We start from the raw sequence: 22,086 nt of genomic DNA on the forward strand, positions 1-22,086 counted from the left end.
GCCGCGGCCGGCCGATGGGCAGTGGATGCGGCCGCGACGCCGGCGGCCGCCCGGGCGCGCGCGGACGATGCGCGCGACGGCGCGGACGGGCCCGCGCATCGCCCGGCGCGATGGTTTCCGCGGTTACTGAATCCATTCGGTTTCGCGCGCAACTTTCCTGTGCATTCAAGCACTTGAGCGGCGTCTCTTGACGCGGCGGGGCGATCGTGCTGCGGAAATTGCCGCAGCGCACAAAGTGTGTTCTAGTCGGACCGACCACGAGGACGAGGCCGGCCGGACCGCATGCGGACCGCGCCGCCGCGTCGCCGCTCGCCCGGTATCGCCCCGCGACCGCCCAGCCCCGGAGCCACGATGCAGCCACCGCCGTCCGCCCCCGCAGGCCCCGCCGGTTTGTACGATCCGCGCGACGAGCGCGACGCCTGCGGCTTCGGCCTGATCGCGCAGCTCGACGACGCGCCCAGCCGCGCGCTGGTCGATCGCGCGATCGAGGCGCTGGTGCGCATGACCCATCGCGGCGGCGTCGCCGCCGACGGCCTGTCGGGCGACGGCTGCGGCCTGCTGGTCCGCCAGCCGGACGCGTTCCTGCGCGCGCTCGCCGGCGAGGCCGGCATCGCGCTCGGCGCGCACTACGCCTCCGGCCTGGTGTTCCTGCCGCGCGATCCGGCGCAGGCGGCGCAGGCGCGCGAGGAACTGGCCGCGCAGCTGCAGCGCGAACGCGTCGCCGTGGCGGGTTGGCGCGCCGTGCCGGTGGACCCGGCGGCCTGCGGCGAACTCGCCCGCCGCACCATGCCGCGCATCGAGCAGGTGTTCGTGGTCCCGACCGGCGCGTTCGACGCGGCCAGCTTCCAGCGCTCGCTGTTCCTGGCCCGGCGCCGCGCCGAGCAGCGGCTGCGCGCGCTGCCCGACTTCTACGTGGTCAGCCTGTCGATGGCCAGCATCGGCTACAAGGGCATGGTGCTGCCGGAACGGCTGGCGCAGCTGTACCCGGACCTGCAGCGCGCCGACCTGGCCAGCAGCGCGGTGGTGTTCCACCAGCGCTTCTCCACCAACACCACGCCGCGCTGGCCGCTGGCGCAGCCGTTCCGGCTGCTGGCCCACAACGGCGAGATCAACACCATCGCCGGCAACCGCGCCTGGGCGCAGGCGCGCGCGCACGTGTGGCGCACGCCGACCCTGGACCCGACCGAGTTCGACCCGGTGATCTCGCTCGACGGCTCGGACTCGCAGTCGCTGGACAACATGCTCGAGCTGCTGCAGGCCGGCGGCATGGACCTGCTCAAGGCGATGCGGATCCTGATCCCGCCGGCGACCCAGTCGCTGGAGTACAAGGACGCCGACCTGGCCGCGTTCTACGAGTACTACGCGCTCAACACCGAGCCCTGGGACGGCCCGGCCGGGATCGTCATGCTCGACGGCCGCTACGCCGCCTGCACCCTGGACCGCAACGGCCTGCGCCCGGCGCGCTGGATGCGCACCCGCGACCGCCACTTCCTGATCGCCTCCGAGGCCGGCGTATGGGAGCTGCCCGCGGCGGACATCGAGGGCAAGGGCAAGCTCGGCCCGGGCGAGATGATCGCGGTCGACCTGTACCTGGGCGAGGTGCTGGACTCCGACGCGATCGACCGCATCAACCGCGCGCGCGCGCCGTACAAGCGCTGGCTCAAGCAGGGCATGACCTACCTGCAGACCGAGCTGATCGACCCGGCGCTGGCCGCCGAGCCGTTCGACGCGGAGACCCTGGCCACGTTCCAGAAGCTGTTCCAGCTGACCCGCGAGGAGCGCGAGCAGGTGCTGCGCCCGCTCGCCGAGACCGAGCAGGAAGGCATCGGCTCGATGGGCGACGACGTGCCGATGGCGGTGCTGAGCCGGCAGGTGCGGCCGCTGTACGACTGCTTCCGCCAGGCCTTCGCCCAGGTCACCAACCCGCCGATCGACCCGCTGCGCGAGGACTGCGTGATGTCGCTGGCCACGCAGCTCGGCCGCGAGGGCAATGTGTTCGTCGACGGGCCCGGCAACGTCGCCCACGTGCACCTGAACTCGCCGGTGCTGAGCCAGCGCAAGCTGCGCCAGTTGCTGGCGATGCCGCCGTACGCCGCCGCGCACGCGCTGATCGAGCTGAACTACGCGCGCGAGGAGGGGCTGCAGGCGGCGATCGGGCGCCTCTGCGCGCAGGCCGAGGCCGCCGCGCGCGAGGGCCGCGTGCTGCTGGTGCTCAGCGACCGCTATCCGCAGCGCGACAAGCTGATGGTGCACGCGCTGCTCGCCACCGGCGCGGTGCACCAGCACCTGGTCCGCACCGGGCTGCGCTGCGAGGTCAACCTGATCGTCGAGACCGGCACCGCGCGCGACCCGCACCATTTCGCCTGCCTGATCGGCTTCGGGGCCACCGCGGTGTATCCGTACCTGGCCTACCAGACCCTGCTCGACCTGGGCCGGCGCGGCGTGCTCAGGACCAAGCACGGCCAGCATGCGGAAATCGGCCGCAGCTACCGGCGCGGGATCAAGAAGGGCCTGCTGAAGATCATCTCCAAGATGGGCATCAGCACCATCGGCAGCTACCGCGGCGCGCGCCTGTTCGAGATCGTCGGCCTGGCGCCGGAGGTGACGGCGCTGTGCTTCGCCGGCACGCCGTCGCGGATCGGCGGCGCCGGCTTCGCCGAGCTGCAGGCCGACGACGAGCGGCTCGCCGCCCACGCCTGGAACGCGAACGCGCTGCCGGCGATCGGCGGCCTGCTCAAGTACACGCCGGGCGGCGAGTACCACCTGTTCAACCCGGACGTGGTCACCCGCCTGCAGCGCGCGGTCGGCACCGGCGAGTGGGCCGATTGGCAGCGCTATGCCGAGGCGGTGAACGAGCGCCCGTTCGCGGCGCTGCGCGACCTGCTCGAACTCGACACGGCGCGGGCGCAGCCGGTCCCGCCGGACGAGGTCGAGCCGGTGTCGGCGATCGTCCGCCGCTTCGACTCGGCGGCGATGAGCCTGGGCGCGCTGTCGCCGGAGGCGCACGAGGCGCTGGCGATCGCAATGAACCGCTTGGGCGGGCGCAGCAATTCCGGCGAGGGCGGCGAGGACCCGGCGCGCTACGGCACCGACCGGGTGTCGAAGATCAAGCAGATCGCCTCCGGCCGCTTCGGCGTCACCCCCGAATACCTGGTCAACGCCGAGGTGCTGCAGATCAAGATCGCCCAGGGCGCCAAGCCGGGCGAGGGCGGCCAGCTGCCGGGGCACAAGGTCAACGAGCTGATCGCGCGGCTGCGCTACGCGATGCCGGGCATCGGCCTGATCTCGCCGCCGCCGCACCACGACATCTACTCGATCGAGGACCTGGCGCAGCTGATCTTCGACCTCAAGCAGGTCAATCCGGCCGCGCTGGTGTCGGTGAAGCTGGTCAGCCACGCCGGCGTGGGCACCATCGCCACCGGCGTGGCCAAGGCCGGCGCCGACCTGATCACCATTTCCGGCCACGACGGCGGCACCGGCGCCAGCCCGCTGTCGTCGATCCGCTACGCCGGCACGCCGTGGGAGCTGGGCCTGTCGGAGGCGCGCCAGGCGCTGGTGGCCAACGACCTGCGCGGGCGCGTGATCCTGCAGGCCGACGGCGGCCTGAAGAGCGGGCTCGACGTGGTCAAGGCGGCGCTGCTGGGCGCGGAGAGCTTCGGCTTCGGCACCGCGCCGATGATCGCGCTGGGCTGCAAGTACCTGCGCATCTGCCACCTCAACAACTGCGCCACCGGCGTGGCCACCCAGGACGACGCGCTGCGCCGCGAGCATTTCCTCGGCCTGCCCGAACGCGTCGAGAACTTCTTCCGCCTGCTCGCCGAGGAGGTGCGGCACTGGCTCGCGCGGCTGGGCGCGCGTTCGCTCGGCGAGATCGTCGGCCGCACCGACCTGCTGCGCCAGCTCGACGGCGAAGGCGCGCGCCAGCGCAGGCTCGACCTGCGCCCGCTGCTGGCCGGCGGCGCGCCCGCCGGCGCCGGCGGGCACTGCGGCGCGCCGGCGCCGGCGGTCGCGGCCGGCAGCCTGGCGCTGCGCCTCGACGCCGACCTGGCCGAGGCGATCGCCGGCAAGCTCGGCGGCGAGTTCCGCTACCCGATCCGCAACGTCGACCGCAGCATCGGCGCGCGCCTGTCCGGCGCGATCGCGCGCGCGCACGGCGACCGCGGCATGGAGGACGCGCCGATCACGGTGTCCTTCGCCGGCACCGCCGGGCAGAGCTTCGGCGCGTTCCAGGCCGGCGGCCTGCACTTCGAGCTGGAGGGCGAGGCCAACGACTACGTCGGCAAGGGCATGGCCGGCGGCCGCATCGTGATCCGCCCGCCGCGCGGCGCGCGCTGGCTCGCGCACGAGACGCCGATCCTCGGCAACACCTGCCTGTACGGCGCCACCGGCGGCGCGCTGTACGCCGCCGGCCGCGCCGGCGAGCGCTTCGCGGTGCGCAACTCCGGCGCCACCGCGGTGATCGAGGGCGCCGGCGACCACTGCTGCGAGTACATGACCGGCGGCGTGGTGGTGGTGCTCGGCCGCACCGGCCTGAACTTCGGCGCCGGCTTCACCGGCGGCATGGCCTACGTGCTCGACGTCGAGCGCGACTTCGTCGACCGCTACAACCACGAGCTGATCGACATCCTGCGGATCGCCGGCGACGGCTTCGAGCACCACCGCTCGCACCTGCGCGAGCTGCTGGAGACCCACATCGCCCTGACCGGCAGCCGGTGGGCGCGGCGCATCCTCGACGAGATGCGCGACTTCCTCGGCAAGTTCTGGCTGGTCAAGCCGAAGGCGGCGAGCCTGGAATCGCTGGCCGAGAACCTGCGGAGGGCGGCGTGAGCAAGATGAGCGGCAAGAAGCCCGTTTTCGCCTTCCGCGACACCCCGCGGCGGATGCCGGCGCGGATTCCGCTGGAGTTGCGCCGCGGCGGCGACTGGAGCGAGCTGTACGGCCACTTCGGCGAGGCCGAGGCCCAGCACCAGGCCGGCCGCTGCCTGGACTGCGGCAATCCGTACTGCAGCTGGAAGTGCCCGCTGCACAACTACATCCCGAACTGGCTGGAGCTGGCGCGCGAAGGCCGCCTGTCCGAGGCCGCCGCGCTGGCCCACGAGACCAATCCGCTGCCGGAAGTCTGCGGCCGCGTGTGCCCGCAGGACCGGCTGTGCGAGGGCAGCTGCACGCTCAACGACGGCTTCGGCGCGGTCACCATCGGCGCGGTCGAGAAGTACATCGCCGACCGCGCGCTGGCCGAGGGCTGGCGCCCGGACCTGTCCAAGGTCGCGCCGACCGGCAAGCGCGTGGCGGTGATCGGCGCCGGCCCGGCCGGGCTGTCCTGCGCCGACCGCCTGGCCCGCGCCGGCATCGAGGCCACGGTGTTCGACCGCTACGAGCAGATCGGCGGCCTGCTGCACTTCGGCATTCCCAGCTTCAAGCTCGACAAGTCGGTGCTGGCGACGCGGCGCGAGGTGCTGGAGGGCATGGGCGTGCGCTTCCGCCTCGGGGTCGAGGTCGGCCGCGACCTCGGCCTGGACGCTCTGCTGGCGCGGTACGACGCGGTGTTCCTCGGCCTGGGCAGCTACCGCTACACCGACGGCGGCCTGCCCGGGCAGGACCTGAAGGGCGTGCTGCCGGCGCTGCCGTTCCTGGTCCACAACGGCCGCCTGGTGCACGGCGACGACGAAGCGCACGGCAAGCCGATCGCCGGCTGGGAGGACCACGTCGACCTGCCCGACCTGCGCGGCAAGCGCGTGGTCGTGCTCGGCGGCGGCGACACCGGCATGGATTGCGTGCGCAGCGCGGTGCGCCTGGGCGCGGCGCAGGTGGCCTGCGCCTACCGCCGCGACGAGGCCAACATGCCCGGCTCCCGGCGCGAGGTCGCGAACGCGCGCGAGGAGGGCGTGCAGTTCCTGTTCAACCGCCAGCCGCTGGAACTGCTCGGCGAGCACGGCGCGGTGACCGGCGTGCGCGTGGCGCAGACGCGCCTGGGCGAGCCGGACGCGCGCGGCCGCCGGCGCGCCGAGCCCATCCCCGGCAGCGACTCGGTGCTGGCCGCGGACGTGGTGATCATCGCCTTCGGCTTCCAGCCCGATCCGCCGCACTGGCTCGCCGCGCACGGCATCGAGCTGGAAGGCGACGGCCGCATCCGCGTGCTGCGCACGAACGAGGGCTGCGCCACGCGCCGCCGCGGGCCCGGCGACGCGCTGCCGTACCAGACCACGAACCCGCGCGTGTTCGCCGGCGGCGACGGCGTGCGCGGCGCGGACCTGGTGGTGACCGCGGCGTTCGAGGGGCGCGAGGCGGCGGCGGGGATCGCGCGGCTGCTGCTCGGCTAGGCCGCGCAGCGCCTCGCGCGGCGCTTTCCTGGGTTGCGGCGCGGCTCGCGGCGCGCATCCGCCGCTTTCGATTCGGCCGGGCAGGCGTCGCGCGGCGGCGGCGCGCAGGCGCGCACCGGTGGTTCTTCGTTCGCGGCGACCGCGCCCGGAGGTCGGCCGCGGCGCCGCGCCGGGCCGGAGGGACCGTCCGCGCCGCTGCTAGACTGCGCGCCTCGCCGCAAGCACCCCGGCTCCTCCCGTGACCGATCCCGCTCCCGTCTCCGGCACGCGCCGCCGCGCCGCGCTCGCCTTCATCTTCGTCACCGTGCTGATCGACGTGCTGGCCTTCGGGGTGATCATCCCGGTGCTGCCGCACCTGGTCGAACAGTTCGTCGGCGGCAAGACCGACACCGCCGCGTACTGGATCGGCGCGTTCGGCACCGCGTTCGCGCTGATCCAGTTCGTCACCTCGCCGGTCCAGGGCGCGCTGTCGGACCGCTACGGCCGCCGGCCGGTGATCCTGCTGTCCTGCCTGGGCCTGGGCCTGGACTTCGTGTTCATGGCACTGGCGCCGTCGCTGGCCTGGCTGTTCGTCGGCCGGATCATCTCCGCGATCACCTCGGCCAGCTTCACCACCGCCAACGCCTACGTCGCCGACATCACCCCGCCGGAGCAGCGGGCGAAGCACTACGGCCTGCTCGGCGCCGCGTTCGGGCTGGGCTTCATCGTCGGCCCGCTGATCGGCGGCTGGCTGGGCGAGCTCGACCTGCGCCTGCCGTTCTGGTTCGCGGCCGTGCTGGCGCTGCTGAACTTCGTCTACGGGTTGCTCGTGCTGCCCGAGTCGCTGCCGGCCGAACGCCGCGCGGCGAGGTTCGACTGGTCGCAGACGGTGCCGTTCGGTTCGCTGAAGCTGCTGCGCCGCTATCCGCAGATCTTCGGCCTGGCGGTGGTGGTGTTCATCGCCAACCTGGCGCATTACGTCTACCCGAGCGTGTTCGTGCTGTTCGCCGACTACGCCTACCGCTGGGGCCAGAAGGAAGTGGGCTACGTGCTGGCGGTGGTCGGCGTGCTCAACGTGATCGTCAACGTGGTCCTGGTCGGGCGCGTCGTGCGCGGGCTGGGCGAGCGCCGCGCGTTGCTGTTCTCGCTGGCCTGCGGCGCGCTCGGCTTCGCGATCTACGGCGCGGCCGACGTGGGCTGGATGTTCCTGCTCGGCCTGCCGGTCGGCGCGCTGTGGGCGATCTCGGCGCCGGCGACGCAGGCGCTGATCACCCGCCAGGTCGGGCCCGAGGCGCAGGGGCGCATCCAGGGCGCGCTGATGAGCCTGGTCTCGGTCGCCGGCATCGTCGGCCCGGGCCTGTTCGCCGGCAGCTTCGGCTACTTCATCGGCGAGCGCGCGCCGCTGCACCTGCCCGGCGCGCCGTGGTACATCGCCGGCCTGCTGCTGGCGCTGGCGGCGCTGATCGCCTGGCGCTACGCGCCGCGGTCGCAACCGGCGGGCGAGGCCGCGGGGCCGTAGCGCCAGGGAGCGAGCGCACAGGCGCGGGGAACGGGCGGCGGCCGGCGGGCCCGTTCGTCGCTCTCCACGGTTCCTCCGCCGTTCTCGCGTCCTTGACGGCGCGGCGCCGATGCTCGACATCGATGCCGAAACGCCACGAGCTCGCGCCGGACCCGCCCGCCGACGAGGCGGCGCAGGCGGCCGTGGCGGCGGGGCTGGTCTACGTCAGCGACCGCGACCCCGGCATCCGCCGCCGCCGCTCCGGCACGGGGTTCCGCTATGTCGACGCGCAGGGCCGGCCGGTGCGCGACGCGGCCACCCTGGCGCGCATCCGCGCGCTGGCGATCCCGCCGGCCTACACCGACGTGTGGATCTGCGCCGACGCGCGCGGCCATCTGCAGGCCACCGGCCGCGACGCGCGCGGGCGCAAGCAGTACCGCTACCACCCGGACTGGCAGGAGGCGCGCGGCAACGGCAAGTTCGAACGCATCGTCGCGTTCGGCCAGGCGCTGCCGCGGCTGCGCCGGCGCCTGCGCCGCGACCTCGCCAGGCCCGGCTTCCCGCGCGAGAAGGTGCTGGCGATGGTGGTCGCGGTGCTCGCCGAAACGCGGCTGCGGGTCGGCAACGACGAATACCTGCGGCAGAACCGCTCCTACGGCCTGACCACGCTGCGCAACCGCCATGTCGACTTCGTCCGCGGCGGGCGCGCGCGTTTCCATTTCCGCGGCAAGAGCGGGCTGGAGCACGAGGTGGTGCTCGACGACGCGCGCCTGGTGAAGCTGATCCGGCGCTGCCAGCAGCTGCCCGGCCAGGCGCTGTTCCAGTACCTCGACGACGAGGGCGCGGTGCAGCCGGTCGATTCGGGCCAGGTCAACGACTACCTGCGCGAGGCGATGGGCGAGGCCTTCACCGCGAAGGACTTCCGCACCTGGAGCGGCACGCTCGAGGCGTTCCAGCGCCTGGCCGCGATCCCGTGCCCGGCCGACGCCGGCGAGCGCGCGCTGGCGGCGACGGAGAAGGCGGTGCTCGCCGAAGTCGCGCGGGCGCTGGGCAACACGGTCGCGGTGTGCCGCAAGGCCTACGTCGACCCGGCGGTGTTCGCCGGCTGGCGCGACGGCCGCCTGCCGCGCTTCGCGGCGCGGGCGCACGGCGCGCGGCAATGGGAACAGGCGGCGCTGCGCTTCCTGCGGCGCGCGCACCATTGAGACGAACGCCTTCTCTGCCCGCGATTCGCCGCGCCTACGGCCCCTCTCCCGCCGCGCGGCAGGGGGGAAGGGCATCCGGGCGCGCGCCCTCATCCGCCCTCCGGCACCTCCTCCCGCGAGCGGGAGAAGGGAAACGCAACGACGACGAACGCGGACGTTCCGCTCATCCCTCCAGCGCCGACAACAACTCCGCCGGCAGCGGCAGCAGCGCCCAGAACGCGGTGTCGGCCTCGGCCCAGCGGGCCGCGGCCTCGCCGAGGATCTCCAGCAGGGTGTCGAAATCCTCGCCGTGCGCGGCGCGCCAGTCGCCGGCGTGCTCGACCAGCAGCAGGTAGCCCGCGGCCGGCTTCCACGACAGGTCGGCGAGCGCGTCGGCCAGCGCGTCCCAGTTGTGCCCGAACCAGTCCGGGAATCCGCCGGCCGCGGCGAAGCGGCGCAACAGCGCGGCCTTGTCGGCGCAGCCGGCCAGGTCGATCCGCAGCACCGCGTAGCCGAGCCCGCCGGCGGCCTGCGCCATCGCCTCGGTGTCGCGCGCGTCGACGAAGTACACGCCGCTGTGGCGCGCGTCGGCCAGCAGCATGCGCAGGTCGACCGCGCTCATCGCGCCTCCGCGGCGTGGAAGTCGAAGCGGCGGAAGCTGCGGTAGTGGTCGGCGGTGTACCAGAACTCGCTCGGCGGGTCGCCCCCGGCGACGATGCGGCGCGCGCCGCGGTCGCGCTCGCCGGGCGTCGGCACGGTGTACTCGCGATACCAGCCGCGCGGCCGCGGCGGCAGGCGCCGCTCGCGGTTCTGGAAGACCGAGCCGTCCTGGCGGTACGGATGCGGCCCGCCGGCGACGATCCGCGCCAGCACCGGCGCCGCTTCCGGCGGCAGGAACCCGGGAAGGCTTTCCCGCGGCGCCGCGTCGGATCGCGCCGGCGCCCGCGCCGCCGGTTCGGACCCCGCGTCGCCGCCGGGCCGCTGCAACCACAGGCCCAGGCCGAGCAGCGCGATCGCGGCGAGCAGCCAGGGCAGGGTGCGGCGCATCTTCGTTCCGGAACGGGAGGGGCGAACGCAGAGTCTAGGCCAGCGCGCGCCTGCGGCCCATCGCGGCGGCCGGGCGCGTCGCCTTCCGTTCCGGTCTCACCCGCGCGGAGGCGCGGTACGCCGCGCCGCGGTCACGCGGGCGCCGGGCCCGGCCGCGCTTCGTCCGCGAGCGGGATCGGCGCCAGTTCGTACTGCTCTTCCACCACGTCCACGCCCCAGGCGCGGCCGGGCTTGCGCGCGATGCGGCGGAAGCCGGCGGCGCGGTACAGGTGCGCCGCCGCCTGCAGGTCCTCCACCGTCCACAGCATGATCGAGCGATAGCCCTGCTCGCGGGCGAAGGCGATCGCCTCCCCGATCAGGCGCCGGCCCAGGCCCATCCCGCGCGCGTTCGGGTCGACCAGGAACCAGCGCAGCTGGGCGACTTCCGGCGCGGCCTCGACGATGGCGATGCAGCCGACGACGCGCTCGTCGCGCTCCACCAGCCAGAGCCGCTCGCGCGGCGAGCCCGCCTGCGCGAAGCGCGCGAGCGGTTCGGCGACGTAGGCCTCGAACGTGTGGTCGTAACCGTGCTCGCGCGCGTACAGCTCGCCGTGCAGCAGCACCACCCGGCCGATGTCGCCCGGGCGCAGCTGCGTGCGCAGCACGATCGGCGCGGCCGCGGCGGGGTCGCTCATCGCCGCCTTCAGCCGCAGCGCAGCCCGGTGATCGCGCCGCGGTCGTTGACGTCGACGTTGATCCGGTCCTCGCGGTAATCCATGGTCGCCGGCTGGCCGGGCCGCAGCACGCGCGCGTCGCGGCTGCCGGTGTCGCGCAGGATGCGGTTGACGACCTCGTCGTTCACCCCCTGGCCGATCGCCCAGCGCGCGCCTTCGGCGTTGCACACGCCCGACGGCGGGCGCGCGTCGGCGGTCGGCGGCGGCGCCGACGCGCAGCCGAACAGGACGAGCGAAAGCGTCGATGCGAAAAGCGAGCGTATCGCGAGCATGGCCGGTCTCCGTGGGTCGGTGCGGTGCGATGGCCGCCGTGTGCGGCGCGTGCACCCGGCGCAGCTTAGCAAACGGCCGCGCCGCCGCCCTGCACGCGCGCGTCGCGGCGGCCGGTGCGGACGCGCGGGGTATGCTGGGCCGTTCCATTGATGGAGGAGAAGGATGGTTTTTCGCCTATCGGTGGCGCTGCTGGGCGCCCTAGTGCTGGCGGGCGTGCTGGCGCCGGATGCGTTCGGCCACTGGAGCGGGCGTCTGCAGGCTTCGACCCTGGCCGGAGCCGGCTGGCTGTACCTGGTGATCGTGTTCGCGGCCCTGGTGTTCCTGGGCGCCCTGGCCTTCGGCCGCACCGGCGCGCTGCGCATCGGCGGCGACGATGCGGAGCCGCAGTTCTCGCGCGGCTCGTGGTTCGCGATGCTGTTCTCCGCGGGCATGGGCATCGGCCTGGTGTTCTGGGGCGCGGCCGAGCCGCTGTCGCACTACCACACGCCACCGGAAGGGCTGGCGCCGGACAGCTTCTCCGCGGCGCGCGCGGCGATGCGCTACACGTTCTTCCACTGGGGCCTGCACCCGTGGGCGGTGTACGGGCTGATCGGCCTGGCGATGGCGTGGTTCCAGTACAACCGCCATTCGCGCGGCCTGATCAGCGACCTGCTCTCGCCGCTGATCGGCCGCCACGCGCACGGCGCGTTCGGCCACCTGGTGGACGTGCTGGCGGTGGTGGCCACCGCGATCGGCGTGGCCACCACGCTGGGCTTCGGCGCGGCGCAGATCGGCGCCGGGCTCGGCCATGTCGCCGGCGTGCCGAGCGGCCTGGCCACGCAGCTGGCGGTGATCGCGGTGGCGTTCGTGCTGTACATGCTGTCGACGCTGTCCGGGCTGGACCGCGGCATCAAGTGGCTGTCGAACTTCAACCTCGGGGTGGCCTTGCTGCTGTTGGCGCTGGTCGTGGCGCTGGGGCCGACCGCGTTCGTGTTCGAGACGCTGACCACCACGCTGGGCGGCTACCTCAACGAGCTGCCGGCGATGAGCCTGCGCATGTCGCCGTTCTCGCAGAGCGCCTGGGTCGGCGAGTGGACGATCTTCTACTGGGCCTGGTGGATCGCCTGGGCGCCGTTCGTCGGCGCGTTCTTCGCGCGCATCTCCTACGGGCGCACGGTGCGCGAGTTCGTGCTCGGCGTGGTGTGCGGCCCGGCGCTGGTCAGCTTCCTGTGGTTCTCCGGCTTCGGCGGCAGCGCGCTGTTCCAGCAGATCATCGGCCACCACGACCTGCTGCCGGTGCTGGAGCGCGGCTACGAGTACGTGCTGTTCGCGGTGCTGGAGCCGCTGCCGTTCGCGCCGGCGCTGGCGTGGCTGGCGATCGTGCTGCTGCTGAGCTTCTTCGTGACCTCGGCCGATTCGGCGACGCTGACCCTGGCCAGCATGTCCAGCCCGACCGCGGCGGATCCGCCGCTGCGCCGCAAGCTGGTCTGGGGCGTGCTGCAGGCCGGCATCGCGGTCGCGCTGCTCGGCGCCGGCGGGCTGGACGCGTTGCAGGCGGTGGTGATCGTGGCCGCGTTGCCGTTCGCGCTGCTGCTGGCGGCGGTGATGCCGGCGCTATACCGGGTGCTGGCGCAGGACCTGGCCGAACACGACCGCCTCGCGCGCGAACTGCACCGCGCCGAGCTGCGCTGGCTGGCGCAGGAGCGCGACCGCGGCGCGCCGCGGCCGGAAGGCGAGGGCGGCCCATCGCGCTAGTTTGAGGTTCCGAAAGGTCGTTCCCTCTGCCCGGAGCGGATGTCGCCGAACAGACGCTCCACTCCGCGAGGGAACCACCATGTACAGGATGCGTGCTTGATCGGGAGGAGCCGAGAGGCGTTGATCGAGCTCCCGGTCCGGCCAGCCCCACCCTCTTGATCTTTCGTGGCAACGATATGGCTGCCCGGGAACCTGTTGGCCTCGCAGGTACCCTGAGGACGGCAAGCAGAGCATGGAGACGCCTGCGCGCCAGGCCCGAAGACGCACGCAAGCGGTACGAGCGGTACCCAAGGAACCGTGGAAGTCCGGATGCTATGCGGCTGCGTGCGTGCAAAAGCCGCCGCCTCTGTTGGGCCAGGACATCGCCGGGTGGGTCACGACCCAGCAAGTGTCCGACGATGCCGAGTTGGCGGAGTTCGACACCCTCGGCAAGGTGCCTCCGCCCGCTCGAGACCCCCGGGAACCTGCGAACGCGCCCCCGGCATCCTTCCCGTCGCCGCGACGCACTTCGACCGATGAGGGCCTGTCGGCCGCTGGCTTGGCTAGCTGGCCGCGCTCGTTTGCTGTGGGCGAAGATCGGCGTCAGCGACGCCTGGCTGGGCATCGCCGAGGGGATGAGCGGTTACGAACGGATCGACGTGGAGATCCGCATCGTCGGGTTCGACCGGGCGCGCAGCGCGTACGAGTGGCGGCTGTACGCGCGGCACGAGAAGCGTGGCGAAATCGCGGCGACGGCCGGGCGCCACGGCATGCCGGCGCCGCCGATGTACGTCCAGGCGGCGCCCAACCGAGGTATTTTCGGTGGGCTCACGCGGGACGAATCAGAAGACTGGTTTCGCGGGTTCGATAAGGGTACCGAGACCTACGAGGACGGTGCGTGGGTGATCCGGGATTCGGTGGAAGTGCAGCGGAGCAGGTTCCAGCGTGCGCGGCTGCGGCTGGACTACTGGCCGGACTATGCCGACCGCAGCGCGCGCGCGAGCGTGGAACTGAGAGACGAAGACTGACCATGGCGAAAGGCGAGTCGAAGCGGGTGCCCGAGCATCCGCACTGGTACGAGGACCTTCCGGAGCGGGATGCGCCGCTGGATCGCGCGCCGAAGATGGTGCATGGCGATGTCAATGCGATGGATGCGGTTTGCCTGGAAGTTTCCCGGGCATCGACGCTGATGCGGGGATTGTGTGTTGTTGCCGGGCTTTTAGCCCTCGTTGCTGCTGGTGTGAGTGTGGTCTTTTTGGGGCTCGTCCTGTCGGATCCAGATGTTACGGGCGATGAATTTGTCGTTCTTCTGCTCGGTTTTCTATTAACGATCACCACTTCGGTTTGGCTTGGCGGTTGGGCCTTCAAGACAGACTTTACGGTCCCTCGTGATCGCCCCGTCCGCCTCAACCGCACTCAACGCAAGGTCTACGTCTACGAGCATGCCTACGGCATGAACCCGTTCAAGAAATGGCCGACCACCATCAAGGTGTTCGACTGGGACACCCTGCAGGCCGAATTGCACCGGCAGGCGGGCTTCAACGGCAAGGCGTACATCCAACGCTTCTCGCTGTGGCTGGTGAGCTGCAAGCCGGGCACGAACGAGGTGGTGGACCGGTTCGAATTGAAGGGCAATCACCCGACTACGGCCGAGTTGTACAACATGTGGGCGTACTGCCGGACGTACATGGAACATGGACCAGAAGGGTTGCCGACGTATCCGCCGCGACGGCAGGAGATCACGTTCCGACGTAGCTTGTTCGAGCATATCCGCTTCCTGGACCCCACCGAGGAAGGGCGGGAGGTGCGTGCGCGCATGACCGTATGGGACTGGGTCATCAATCTTCCGATTTTCCTGGCGGGGTTCTGGCTGATGATTCCGGCGGGCATCGGCCACTACATCGCGATGCGCTTCGCACCGGAAGTGAAATGGCCGCCGGAGATCGACGCCGAATCGCGCCGCGGTCCCTCGCACCCGGCGGAGGCTGCATCCGCCGCGGGAGGTTGAAATGGCGAAGCCTTTCATTGTCGTCGGCGACAAGACCGAGCACGGCGGCACGGTGCTGACCGGTTCGCCGGAGACCGGCATCCGCGGCCAGGCGGTCGCCCGGTGCACGACGAGGTGCAGCGGAACGGATGCGCCGGCGTAGCCCGTCGCGGCCGGCGATCCCTTGCGCATCGGCGCGGAGACGGACAGCGCGGGATCCGCGGTGCCTGCGTGCCCGCTTCGGCCCGGGTCGGGCAGGCGTCCTGGGACGGCGGCGGGCGACGCCGCTGCCGCGGCGGGGCCGGATGCCGGCCGCCGCCGTGGCGCGTCCGTGCCGGTCCGCGGCACGGGGACGAGGGCGCGCGGCTCAGCCCCGCGGTGCCGCGGCCGCGTCCAGCGCGTACAGGTGCAGCGCTTCGCCCGCCTCGTTGACGAAGGTGCGCTCGAAACGCAGGCCGAGGTGTTCGAGCACCCGGATCGACGCGGCGTTGTCCGGCGCGACGATCGCCAGCAGGCGCGGCAGCTTCAATGCGCCCAACGCATGGTCTCGCACCGCGGCGCAGGCCTCGCGCGCGTACCCGCGCGACCAGTGCCGCGGCAGGAAGGCGTAGCCGATGTCGGGCGCGGGCAGGCTGTCGCGCTGGAGCAACCCGCACAGCCCGAGCGCCTCGCCGCTCGCGCGCGCCTGCACCATCCACAGGCCGAAGCCGTGCTGCGCGTAGCTGGCGCGCGGGCCGTTGCGGATGTAGTCGCGCGCGCTGTCCAGGTCGCGCACGCCGCGGTCGCCGATGTGCCGCAGGAACGACGGATCGGTCAGCAGTTCCAGCACGAACGCCGAGTCGCGCCGTTCGTCCAGTTCGCGCAGGCGCAGGCGGTCGGTGGCGAGGACGTCGCGGGACATGCGGCGGATCAGCGCTGCAACTCGAATACCGCGCGCACCGACTCCCGGTACTCCACGGTGGGCTGCAGGTAGCGGCCGGGCGCGGCTGCCGCGCGGCTGCCGGACACCGTGACGGCGTGCAAGGGCGACGGCTCGGCGACCACATACGTCTCCAGCTGCGAGTTCAGGCTGTTGATGCTGTAGACGGGACCGAGGCCGGCCTGGAACACACGCGCCAACTCGGCGGCCTCCTGGCGCGCGTCCGCGACCGCGCGGCGCTTGGCTTCCGCGCGCAATTGCTCGGCGCGGCTGGATTCGTAGGAGACGCCGCCCACGGTCGCGCCGGCGGCCAGCGCCGTATCGAGCAAGGCGTTCAGGCGACCGACGTCGCGCAACAGCACGTCGACGTTGCGCGAGGCGGCATAGCCGTTGGGGACGCGCCTGCCGTCGACGAAATCGAATTCCTCGTTCGCGAGCAGGTTCGAGGCGCGCACGTCCTTTTCGGCGATCGCGAACGTCGGCAGCGCTTCCAGCAGCCGATTCACCCCGGCGTCGACCCGTTGCTTGGCCGGCAGCGGCGCATCGGCGCGGTGCCGGAAATCCAGCGACACCCGCGCCGTGTCCGGCGTGGCCTTGACCTCGCCGGTGCCCGAGGCGACGACGTGCGGCGCGTCGGGCAGCGGGGTGCCCGCCAGGCCGCACAAGGGAACGAGCCACAACAGCCAGCCGATTGAACGCATATGCCCCTCCTGTTTTTCCGGCGACGGCGACGATGGACCGGAACGCTCCCGCGGCCCGAACGGGGTCGCCGGCGCGCAGCGGCCGCCGGCCGTCATTTCTCCTTGCGCCAGTTGATCGACGCCCGGTTCTCCACCGTGCTGGATTCGATCTGGATGTCGAAGCCCTTGCGCAGCAGGTACTTGAGCATCAGCACCTGGCCGGTGCCGAGCAGCGACACGCCGTAGCCGACGTACAGGCGCGGCGAGATGCGCTTGCCGAAGCCCAGCACCGAGCCGCCGAGGGCGCGGCTCTCGGACACGCCGGCGTCCTCCAGGCCGAGCCTGGCGCCGAGCTGCGAGGCGATCAGGCTGCCGCCGGCGGACAGCGCCGCGCTGGCGGCGTTGAGCTGGCGGCTCTCGTCGCCGCTGAGGGTCGACAACGGCCGGCCGAGGGTCAGGTAGGCCAGCGCCTCGGACTGCGAGCTGGCCGGGTCGGACCAGACCTCCGCCTTCGGCGCGCTGGCGCGGCCGCTGATGTCGACGCCGGCGGTGACGTCGCCGACCACGCGCTGCGCGCGCACGTCGAGGATCGGATCGTCCACCGGGCCGCCGGACCAGGCCAGCGCGCCGCGGGTGATGTCGAGTTGCTGGCCGTAGGCCTTGTAGCGGCCCTCGACCTCCAGCTTGCCGCTGCCGGTGGTCTCGCGGCCCGGGCGCGCGCGCACGCGCAGCTGCCCGGCGAGGCTGCCCTCGAGGCCGAAGCCGTTGAGCCGCACGTCGTCGCCGACCTGCAGGGTGAGGTCGAGCTCGAGCGCGGTGGCGCCGCCCTCGTCCGGGTCGGCCGGGTCCAGCACCACCACGTCCTCCGAGGCCGACACGCCCTGGTCCAGACGCTCCAGGTCGATCCGCGCCGACGGCACCGCGACCGTGCCGGTCAGCTGCAGCGGTTCGCCGGCCTTGTAGCGCAGTTGCAGGTCCGGGCTGGCGACCGCGCGCAGGTCGCGCGTATCCGACACCAGCACGTTCCGTCCGCGCAGGCCGAGCAGCAGCGGCGCGTCCTGGTTGCGCCAGTCGAGCGCGCCGTCGATCGCCAGCGTGCCCTCGCCGGAGCGCACGCTGCCGACGATGCGCGCGCTGCCGTCGTCGCGCGCGTCCAGGCGCAGGTCGCCGTCCTCCAGCGCGATCGCCAGCGACGGCAGCTCGGTGGCGAACTGCGACAGCCGCGCCTGGCCGCCGAGCTGCGGCCGCGCCGGGGTGCCGGCCAGGCGCAGCCGGCCTTCGAGCCGGCCCTTGGGCTCGACGATGTCGGGCGAGAACAGCTCGATCCAGGTCAGCTCGTCGGTGGCGAAGCTCAGTTCGCCGGCCATCGGCGCGTACGCGTCCCAGCCGCCGCTCAGGCGCGCGTCGATGCGGCCGCCGCCGTTGAAGCCGGTGCCGAATTCGGCGTTGATCCGGCGCGGGTCGAAGCTCGCGTGCAGGCGCAGGCCCTGGTAGCTGAGCAGCTCGCGGCGGGCGCGCTGGCTGTTGCGCATGCCGCCCTCGGCCGATTCCAGGTCGAGCTGGCCGCGCCAGCCGTTGCCGAGCGGGCGCAGCTGCGCGGTCAGCGCGATCTCGCCGCGCAGCAGCCAGGGCAGGCCGTGCTCGCGCTCGGGCAGGTAGGGGGCGAGCAGCGCCAGCGGCAGGCCCTGGCCGCGCAGCGCGACGCCGCGCCGCGGCCAGTCGGCGCTGGCGCACAGCGCGCCGCCGTCGCTCGCCGCCAGGCAGCTTTCGCCGAGGCGGCCGTTGCGGCCGTCCCAGGCGTACGGCGCCGGCTCGCGCAGGCGCCAGGCCGCGCCCTTGGCCGGCTGCAGCTGCAGCGCGGCCAGGGTGCCCTGCCAGCTCGCGCCGCGCCGATGGGCGCTGCCGGCGAGGCTCAGCGTGCCGATCCCGCCCTGCGCGCGCGCCTGCAGCTGCAGCGCCTCGACCGCGCCGCGCGCGTCCGCTTCCAGCGACGCCAGCGGCACGCCCACCTCCAGCCCGCCGGCGCGCAACGCCAGTTCGCCGCCGCCGCGCCGCCACGGCAGGCGGCCGCGCAGGCTCAGGCTGCCGACGCGGTAATCGGCGTACTTCAACCCGGTGCCGGTCAGGTCCGCGGCGAGGTCCGGCGCGTCGCGCGGGCCGCGCAACTGCACGCGCCCGCGCAGGCTGCCGGCACCCTGCGGCAGCAGGTCGGCGAGCACCAGCGGCTCGAAGCGGGCGTCGACGTCGAGTTCGCGCGCGAGCTTGCCCCGGGCCTCGATGCGGCTGGCGCCCAGGCCCAGCGCCGCGTCGCCTTCGTAGGCGTCGAGGTCGGCCGGGCGCGCCGCGCCGTGCATCGCGAAATGCGCACGCCCGCGCAGCGGGCGGCCGCGCAGGCGCCCGCCGAGGTCGGCGGCGTCGGCGACGATCTCCAGGCCGCCGTCGCTGCGGGTGCGGCCGGTGCTGCTCAGGCGGCCGTCGATCGCGCCCTTCCAGTCGGGAGCGAAATAGCCCGGGTCGAAGCCGGCCAGCGTCGCGCGCGCGTCCCAGCCCAGCGCCGGCGCCCAGGCTAGGCTGCCCTCGGCGTCGAGGCGGCCGCTGGGCATGCGCGCCTGCAGCGACTTCAGGGTGGCGCGCGCGTCGTCGCCGCGCGCGTCGAAGCGCAGTTCGGCGCGGTCGCGCTCGCGGCGCAACTCGGCGCGCCCGATCGCCGCCCAGGCCTGCAGCGTGCCCGCGACGCCGAGGTCGGCATCGGCCGCGACCGGCGCCGGCGCCGGCCCGCCCGGCGCCGGCGCGGCGCCGCGCCACTGCAGGCCGCGCGCGTTGACCGCGAAGCGGAACCGGGCGTTCGCCGGGTCGGTGAAGTCGGCGCGGCCGCGCAGCGTGGCGGTGCCGTCGAGCAGCGCCAGCGCCAGCGGCTGCACCTCCAGCACCTGGTTCTCCAGCCGGACCTTCGACGGCCGCACCTCTGCGCGCAGGTCGCCGCGGGCGAAGCGGCCGCCCAGGTCGGCCGCGCCGCCGACACCGTCGGCTCGGAAGTCCAGCGCGATCGGCGGCGCGCCGTCGGCGTCGGCGCCGGTCAGCAGGGTCGGGTCGAGCGCGTCGGCGCGCGCGCGCAGGTGCCAGCGCGGGTCGTCCCTGCCGCGCAGGGTCAGCGTGGCCTGCAGCGGCTCGGGCGCGCGCCCGGCCACGGCCACGTCCATGCGCGCCAGGTCGCCGCGCGCGACCAGCCCCAGCCGCGCCGGCGTGCGCCCGGCCGCGGCCGGCAGCACCGCGGTCGCGGTCAGGTCGGTGCGGTAGTCCTCGCGCGGCGCGTACACGCCGTGCGCGGCGAAGCGGCCGCGGTCGCTGTCCATGTCCAGGCGGGCGATCCGCAGGCGGCCGTTCTGCGCATCCAGCCCGGCGCGCAGGCGGCGCACTTCCAGCAGCCGCTCGCCCTCGCGGACCAGCACGAAACCGTCCACGCGCACGTCGTCGGCCTGCAGCTCCAGCGGCGGCGCGATCTCCGGCAGCACCTCCGGCCAGCGCGGCAGTTCGAACGGCTCGTCTTCGCTGCGCGGCAGGGTCAGGGTCGCGCCCTCGACCTGCAGCGCGTCCAGGCGCAGGCGCCGGCCGAGCAGCGGCATCAGCGCCGGATCCAGGTGCACGCGGCGGGCGGCGAAGGCGGTGTCGCGGTAGCGGAAGCGCACGTCGTGCAGGGTGAGCGGCCCGGACACCGGCCCCTCCGCGGCGCGCCAGGCCAGCGAGGCGTCGGCCGGCAGCCGCGCGACGATCTGCGCCAGCAGCAGGTCGCGCCCGCCGACCGTCGTCAACAGCCAGTACACGAACGCGGCCAGCAGCAGGGTCAGCGCGGCGGCGGCCAGGCTGCCGCGCACCGCCAGCCAGCGCAGGCGCGCGCGCCGCCGCCGGCGCAGCTCGGCGATGCGCTGCTCGTGCGGGTCGCTGGGGGCGGGGTCGCTCATGCGCTCACCATTCCGCGCCGATGTTGAGGTAGATCTCGAAGTTCGAATCCGGGTCGTTCAGCCCGCGCGCGATGTCCACCCGCACCGGCCCCACCGGCGAGCGCCAGCGCGCGCCGATGCCGACGCCGGTGTGGATGTCGGGCGAGCCGTCGAACGCGTCGCCGGCGTCGACGAACGCGGCCGCGCCCCAGCTGTCGTTGAAGTAGTGCTCGAACTCGGCGCTGCCGGTGACCACGTTCTTGGCGCCGAGCGCGTAGGTCTTGCCGTCGCTGCCGACCGTGGTCGGGCCGACCTCGCGGTAGCCGTAGCCGCGGATGCTGCGGTCGCCGCCGGCGAAGAAGCGCAGGGTCGGCGGCATGTCGATCAGCGCGCCGGTGAAGGTGCGGCCGAGCTCGCCGCGCACGATCAGGCGGTTGCGTTCGCCCAGGCCGCGGTACCAGTTCGCGCGCGCGTAGGCCTGGAGGAAGTTGGCGTCCGAGCCGACGCCCTCGAGCCCGCCCTTGAGCTCCACCGTCACGCCGATGCCGCGGCGCGGGAAGATGCGGTCGTCGGCGTCGATGTACTCGGCGCGCACCGACGGATACAGGAAGGTCGCATAGCGGTAGCTGACCGGCGTGGCGTCGTCGCCGTCGTCGTCGGCGGCGTAGCTCCAGCGCTCGCGCAACGCATGCAGCGAGGCCACCGCGTTGAGGCGGCGGTTGACCTGGCCGCTGCGGCTGGCGACGAACTCGACCCGGCGGGTGTCGATGTAGTCGGTCTGCTCGTCGGCGAACTGCAGGCTCGCGGTGTACCAGCCGTCGAGCCAGGCGAACGCCGGCACCCGGTACTGCACGGTCGCGGTCTTGCGCCGGGTGGCCCAGTCGAGCTGGGCCAGGGCCTTGTGCCCGCGGTCGTTGACGTAGCGGCGCTCGGCGCCGAGGCGGATGCCGGCGCCGCTGTCGGTGCCGTAGCTGATGCCGGCGGTGTAGATGTTGCGCTTGGCCGGGGTCAGCGTCACCGTCACCGGCACCTGGTTGTCGGCCGCCCGCTCCGGGTGCGGCTCGATGTCGATGGTGGAGAAGTAGTCCAGCCGCGCCAGCGATTCGCGCAGGCGGTCGAGCTTGCCCTGGTGGTAGTAGCTGCCCTGGTCCCAGTACACCAGCCGCTCGAGCAGGCTGTCGCGGACGATGCGCTTGGGCGACTGCACGAACGCGATCGGGCCCATGTCGTAGCGGCCGCCGCTGTTCCAGACCAGGTCGATGTCGGCGGCGTGCTCGGCGCGGGTGACCTCGACCCGGCGCGAGCTGAAATCGGCGTCGAAGTAGCCGCGCTCGGCCAGGCGCCGGGTGATCTTGGTCTTGCTGGCCTCGTACAGGGCGTGGTCGAACACGTCGCCGGCCTGCGGCCGGAACGCGGCGAGGTCGCGCTGCAGGTAGTGGTCCTCGCCGCCCTCGCCGATGATCGCCACGTCGGCGCGGCGCACCCGCACCGGCTCGCCGCGCTCGACCGTGATCGTCACCGCCACCGCGTCCGGCGTGCCGCCGCGTTCGACGCTGATCCGCGGCGAGTAGTAGCCGAACGGCTCCAGCGCCTCGCGCGTCTCCTCCTCGGCCTCGCGCACCAGGTAGGCCAGGCGGCGGCCGGACAGCTGCTTGCCGATCGCCTCGACCAGGCCCAGCGAGACGCGCACGTTCTCGGTCTGCGCCTCGTCCAGGCCGCGGATGTCGACGGTCGCGACCTTCGCCGCCCGCGCCGCGCCGCAGGCGAGCAGCAGCAGCGCGGCGGCGAGCAGGGCGGGCAAGGGGCGCATCGACGCAGAATAACCGGGCGTCATC

At 73.4% G+C, this 22,086-nt stretch carries 16 protein-coding genes; 8 read left to right on the forward strand and 8 right to left on the reverse strand.

The window, feature by feature from the left end; translation table 11 throughout:
* Window positions 1–351 precede the first annotated feature (351 nt).
* The 4 genes from gltB to EDC50_RS10105 all read left to right on the forward strand — a co-directional run bounded on the left by gltB (window position 352) and on the right by EDC50_RS10105 (window position 9,002).
* Complete coding sequence (gltB, locus tag EDC50_RS10090; protein WP_123770330.1) at window positions 352–4,827, forward strand: glutamate synthase large subunit; 4,476 nt, start codon at window positions 352–354, stop codon at window positions 4,825–4,827.
* A 5-nt stretch (window positions 4,828–4,832) separates the two neighbouring features.
* Window positions 4,833–6,320 carry an FAD-dependent oxidoreductase gene (locus EDC50_RS10095; RefSeq protein ID WP_123770440.1) on the forward strand — a complete coding sequence of 496 codons (1,488 nt, stop codon included), beginning with the start codon at window positions 4,833–4,835 and terminating at the stop codon, window positions 6,318–6,320.
* Window positions 6,321–6,558: 238 nt separating this feature from the next.
* The gene (locus tag EDC50_RS10100) at window positions 6,559–7,818 is read left to right on the forward strand and encodes a TCR/Tet family MFS transporter (RefSeq protein WP_123770331.1); all 1,260 of its coding nucleotides are present in this window, start codon (window positions 6,559–6,561) and stop codon (window positions 7,816–7,818) included.
* A gap of 122 nt (window positions 7,819–7,940) precedes the next feature.
* Window positions 7,941–9,002: a DNA topoisomerase IB gene (locus EDC50_RS10105; protein WP_123770332.1), complete on the forward strand. Its 1,062-nt coding sequence runs from the start codon at window positions 7,941–7,943 to the stop codon at window positions 9,000–9,002.
* A gap of 163 nt (window positions 9,003–9,165) precedes the next feature.
* On the opposite strand, the gene EDC50_RS10110 is transcribed toward EDC50_RS10105, so the two are convergent.
* From EDC50_RS10110 to EDC50_RS10125, 4 genes are all read right to left on the reverse strand, one after another.
* Window positions 9,166–9,603, reverse strand: coding sequence for a barstar family protein (locus EDC50_RS10110; RefSeq protein WP_123770333.1), 438 nt, complete (start codon window positions 9,601–9,603; stop codon window positions 9,166–9,168).
* A complete protein-coding gene (locus EDC50_RS10115; protein ID WP_123770334.1) occupies window positions 9,600–10,028 on the reverse strand; it encodes a guanyl-specific ribonuclease in 429 nt (142 codons plus the stop codon). Before EDC50_RS10115 ends, EDC50_RS10110 begins: the two co-directional genes overlap by 4 nt.
* Window positions 10,029–10,159: 131 nt before the next feature.
* On the reverse strand, window positions 10,160–10,702 hold the full coding sequence (locus tag EDC50_RS10120; protein ID WP_123770335.1) for a GNAT family N-acetyltransferase: 543 nt from the start codon (window positions 10,700–10,702) through the stop codon (window positions 10,160–10,162).
* Window positions 10,703–10,710: 8 nt separating this feature from the next.
* On the reverse strand, window positions 10,711–11,013 hold the full coding sequence (locus EDC50_RS10125) for an I78 family peptidase inhibitor (RefSeq protein ID WP_123770336.1): 303 nt from the start codon (window positions 11,011–11,013) through the stop codon (window positions 10,711–10,713).
* Between the two features lie 163 nt (window positions 11,014–11,176).
* Here EDC50_RS10125 and EDC50_RS10130 point away from each other — a divergent pair, with 163 nt between their 5' ends.
* The 4 genes from EDC50_RS10130 to EDC50_RS10145 all read left to right on the forward strand — a co-directional run bounded on the left by EDC50_RS10130 (window position 11,177) and on the right by EDC50_RS10145 (window position 14,877).
* Window positions 11,177–12,748: a BCCT family transporter gene (locus EDC50_RS10130; RefSeq protein WP_123770337.1), complete on the forward strand. Its 1,572-nt coding sequence runs from the start codon at window positions 11,177–11,179 to the stop codon at window positions 12,746–12,748.
* Window positions 12,749–13,308: 560 nt separating this feature from the next.
* Complete coding sequence (locus tag EDC50_RS10135) at window positions 13,309–13,755, forward strand: hypothetical protein (RefSeq protein WP_123770338.1); 447 nt, start codon at window positions 13,309–13,311, stop codon at window positions 13,753–13,755.
* A gap of 2 nt (window positions 13,756–13,757) precedes the next feature.
* A complete protein-coding gene (locus EDC50_RS10140; protein ID WP_123770339.1) occupies window positions 13,758–14,735 on the forward strand; it encodes a DUF6708 domain-containing protein in 978 nt (325 codons plus the stop codon).
* 1 nt (window position 14,736) lies between these two features.
* Window positions 14,737–14,877 (forward strand): PAAR domain-containing protein, encoded by a 141-nt coding sequence (locus EDC50_RS10145; RefSeq protein WP_123770340.1) that lies wholly within the window; start codon window positions 14,737–14,739, stop codon window positions 14,875–14,877.
* A gap of 204 nt (window positions 14,878–15,081) precedes the next feature.
* Here the strand turns inward: EDC50_RS10145 and EDC50_RS10150 are convergent, their stop codons facing one another.
* From EDC50_RS10150 to EDC50_RS10165, 4 genes are read right to left on the reverse strand one after another with little or no spacing between them, the layout of a single operon-like run.
* Window positions 15,082–15,615: a GNAT family N-acetyltransferase gene (locus EDC50_RS10150; protein ID WP_123770341.1), complete on the reverse strand. Its 534-nt coding sequence runs from the start codon at window positions 15,613–15,615 to the stop codon at window positions 15,082–15,084.
* Window positions 15,616–15,623: 8 nt separating this feature from the next.
* On the reverse strand, window positions 15,624–16,430 hold the full coding sequence (locus EDC50_RS10155) for an SIMPL domain-containing protein (protein ID WP_123770342.1): 807 nt from the start codon (window positions 16,428–16,430) through the stop codon (window positions 15,624–15,626).
* Window positions 16,427–20,272 carry a translocation/assembly module TamB domain-containing protein gene (locus EDC50_RS10160; RefSeq protein WP_123770343.1) on the reverse strand — a complete coding sequence of 1,282 codons (3,846 nt, stop codon included), beginning with the start codon at window positions 20,270–20,272 and terminating at the stop codon, window positions 16,427–16,429. The genes EDC50_RS10155 and EDC50_RS10160 overlap by 4 nt, the downstream gene beginning before the upstream one ends.
* Window positions 20,273–20,276: 4 nt before the next feature.
* Window positions 20,277–22,061 (reverse strand): autotransporter assembly complex protein TamA, encoded by a 1,785-nt coding sequence (locus EDC50_RS10165; protein ID WP_123770344.1) that lies wholly within the window; start codon window positions 22,059–22,061, stop codon window positions 20,277–20,279.
* Between the last annotated feature and the right edge of the window lie 25 nt (window positions 22,062–22,086).

The organism is Vulcaniibacterium tengchongense (assembly GCF_003814555.1).
Taxonomy (GTDB): Bacteria; Pseudomonadota; Gammaproteobacteria; order Xanthomonadales; family Xanthomonadaceae; genus Vulcaniibacterium; species Vulcaniibacterium tengchongense.

What these genes read in the sequence shown, in the direction of transcription:
- gltB (WP_123770330.1), top strand. Translation starts at nt 352, where the DNA reads ATGCAGCCACCGCCGTCCGCCCCCGCAGGCCCCGCCGGTTTGTACGAT.
- EDC50_RS10095 (WP_123770440.1), top strand. Translation starts at nt 4,833, where the DNA reads ATGAGCGGCAAGAAGCCCGTTTTCGCCTTCCGCGACACCCCGCGGCGG.
- EDC50_RS10105 (WP_123770332.1), top strand. Translation starts at nt 7,941, where the DNA reads ATGCCGAAACGCCACGAGCTCGCGCCGGACCCGCCCGCCGACGAGGCG.
- EDC50_RS10110 (WP_123770333.1), bottom strand. Translation starts at nt 9,603, where the DNA reads ATGAGCGCGGTCGACCTGCGCATGCTGCTGGCCGACGCGCGCCACAGC.
- EDC50_RS10115 (WP_123770334.1), bottom strand. Translation starts at nt 10,028, where the DNA reads ATGCGCCGCACCCTGCCCTGGCTGCTCGCCGCGATCGCGCTGCTCGGC.
- EDC50_RS10120 (WP_123770335.1), bottom strand. Translation starts at nt 10,702, where the DNA reads ATGAGCGACCCCGCCGCGGCCGCGCCGATCGTGCTGCGCACGCAGCTG.
- EDC50_RS10125 (WP_123770336.1), bottom strand. Translation starts at nt 11,013, where the DNA reads ATGCTCGCGATACGCTCGCTTTTCGCATCGACGCTTTCGCTCGTCCTG.
- EDC50_RS10130 (WP_123770337.1), top strand. Translation starts at nt 11,177, where the DNA reads ATGGTTTTTCGCCTATCGGTGGCGCTGCTGGGCGCCCTAGTGCTGGCG.
- EDC50_RS10140 (WP_123770339.1), top strand. Translation starts at nt 13,758, where the DNA reads ATGGCGAAAGGCGAGTCGAAGCGGGTGCCCGAGCATCCGCACTGGTAC.
- EDC50_RS10145 (WP_123770340.1), top strand. Translation starts at nt 14,737, where the DNA reads ATGGCGAAGCCTTTCATTGTCGTCGGCGACAAGACCGAGCACGGCGGC.
- EDC50_RS10150 (WP_123770341.1), bottom strand. Translation starts at nt 15,615, where the DNA reads ATGTCCCGCGACGTCCTCGCCACCGACCGCCTGCGCCTGCGCGAACTG.
- EDC50_RS10155 (WP_123770342.1), bottom strand. Translation starts at nt 16,430, where the DNA reads ATGACGGCCGGCGGCCGCTGCGCGCCGGCGACCCCGTTCGGGCCGCGG.
- EDC50_RS10160 (WP_123770343.1), bottom strand. Translation starts at nt 20,272, where the DNA reads ATGAGCGACCCCGCCCCCAGCGACCCGCACGAGCAGCGCATCGCCGAG.
- EDC50_RS10165 (WP_123770344.1), bottom strand. Translation starts at nt 22,061, where the DNA reads ATGCGCCCCTTGCCCGCCCTGCTCGCCGCCGCGCTGCTGCTGCTCGCC.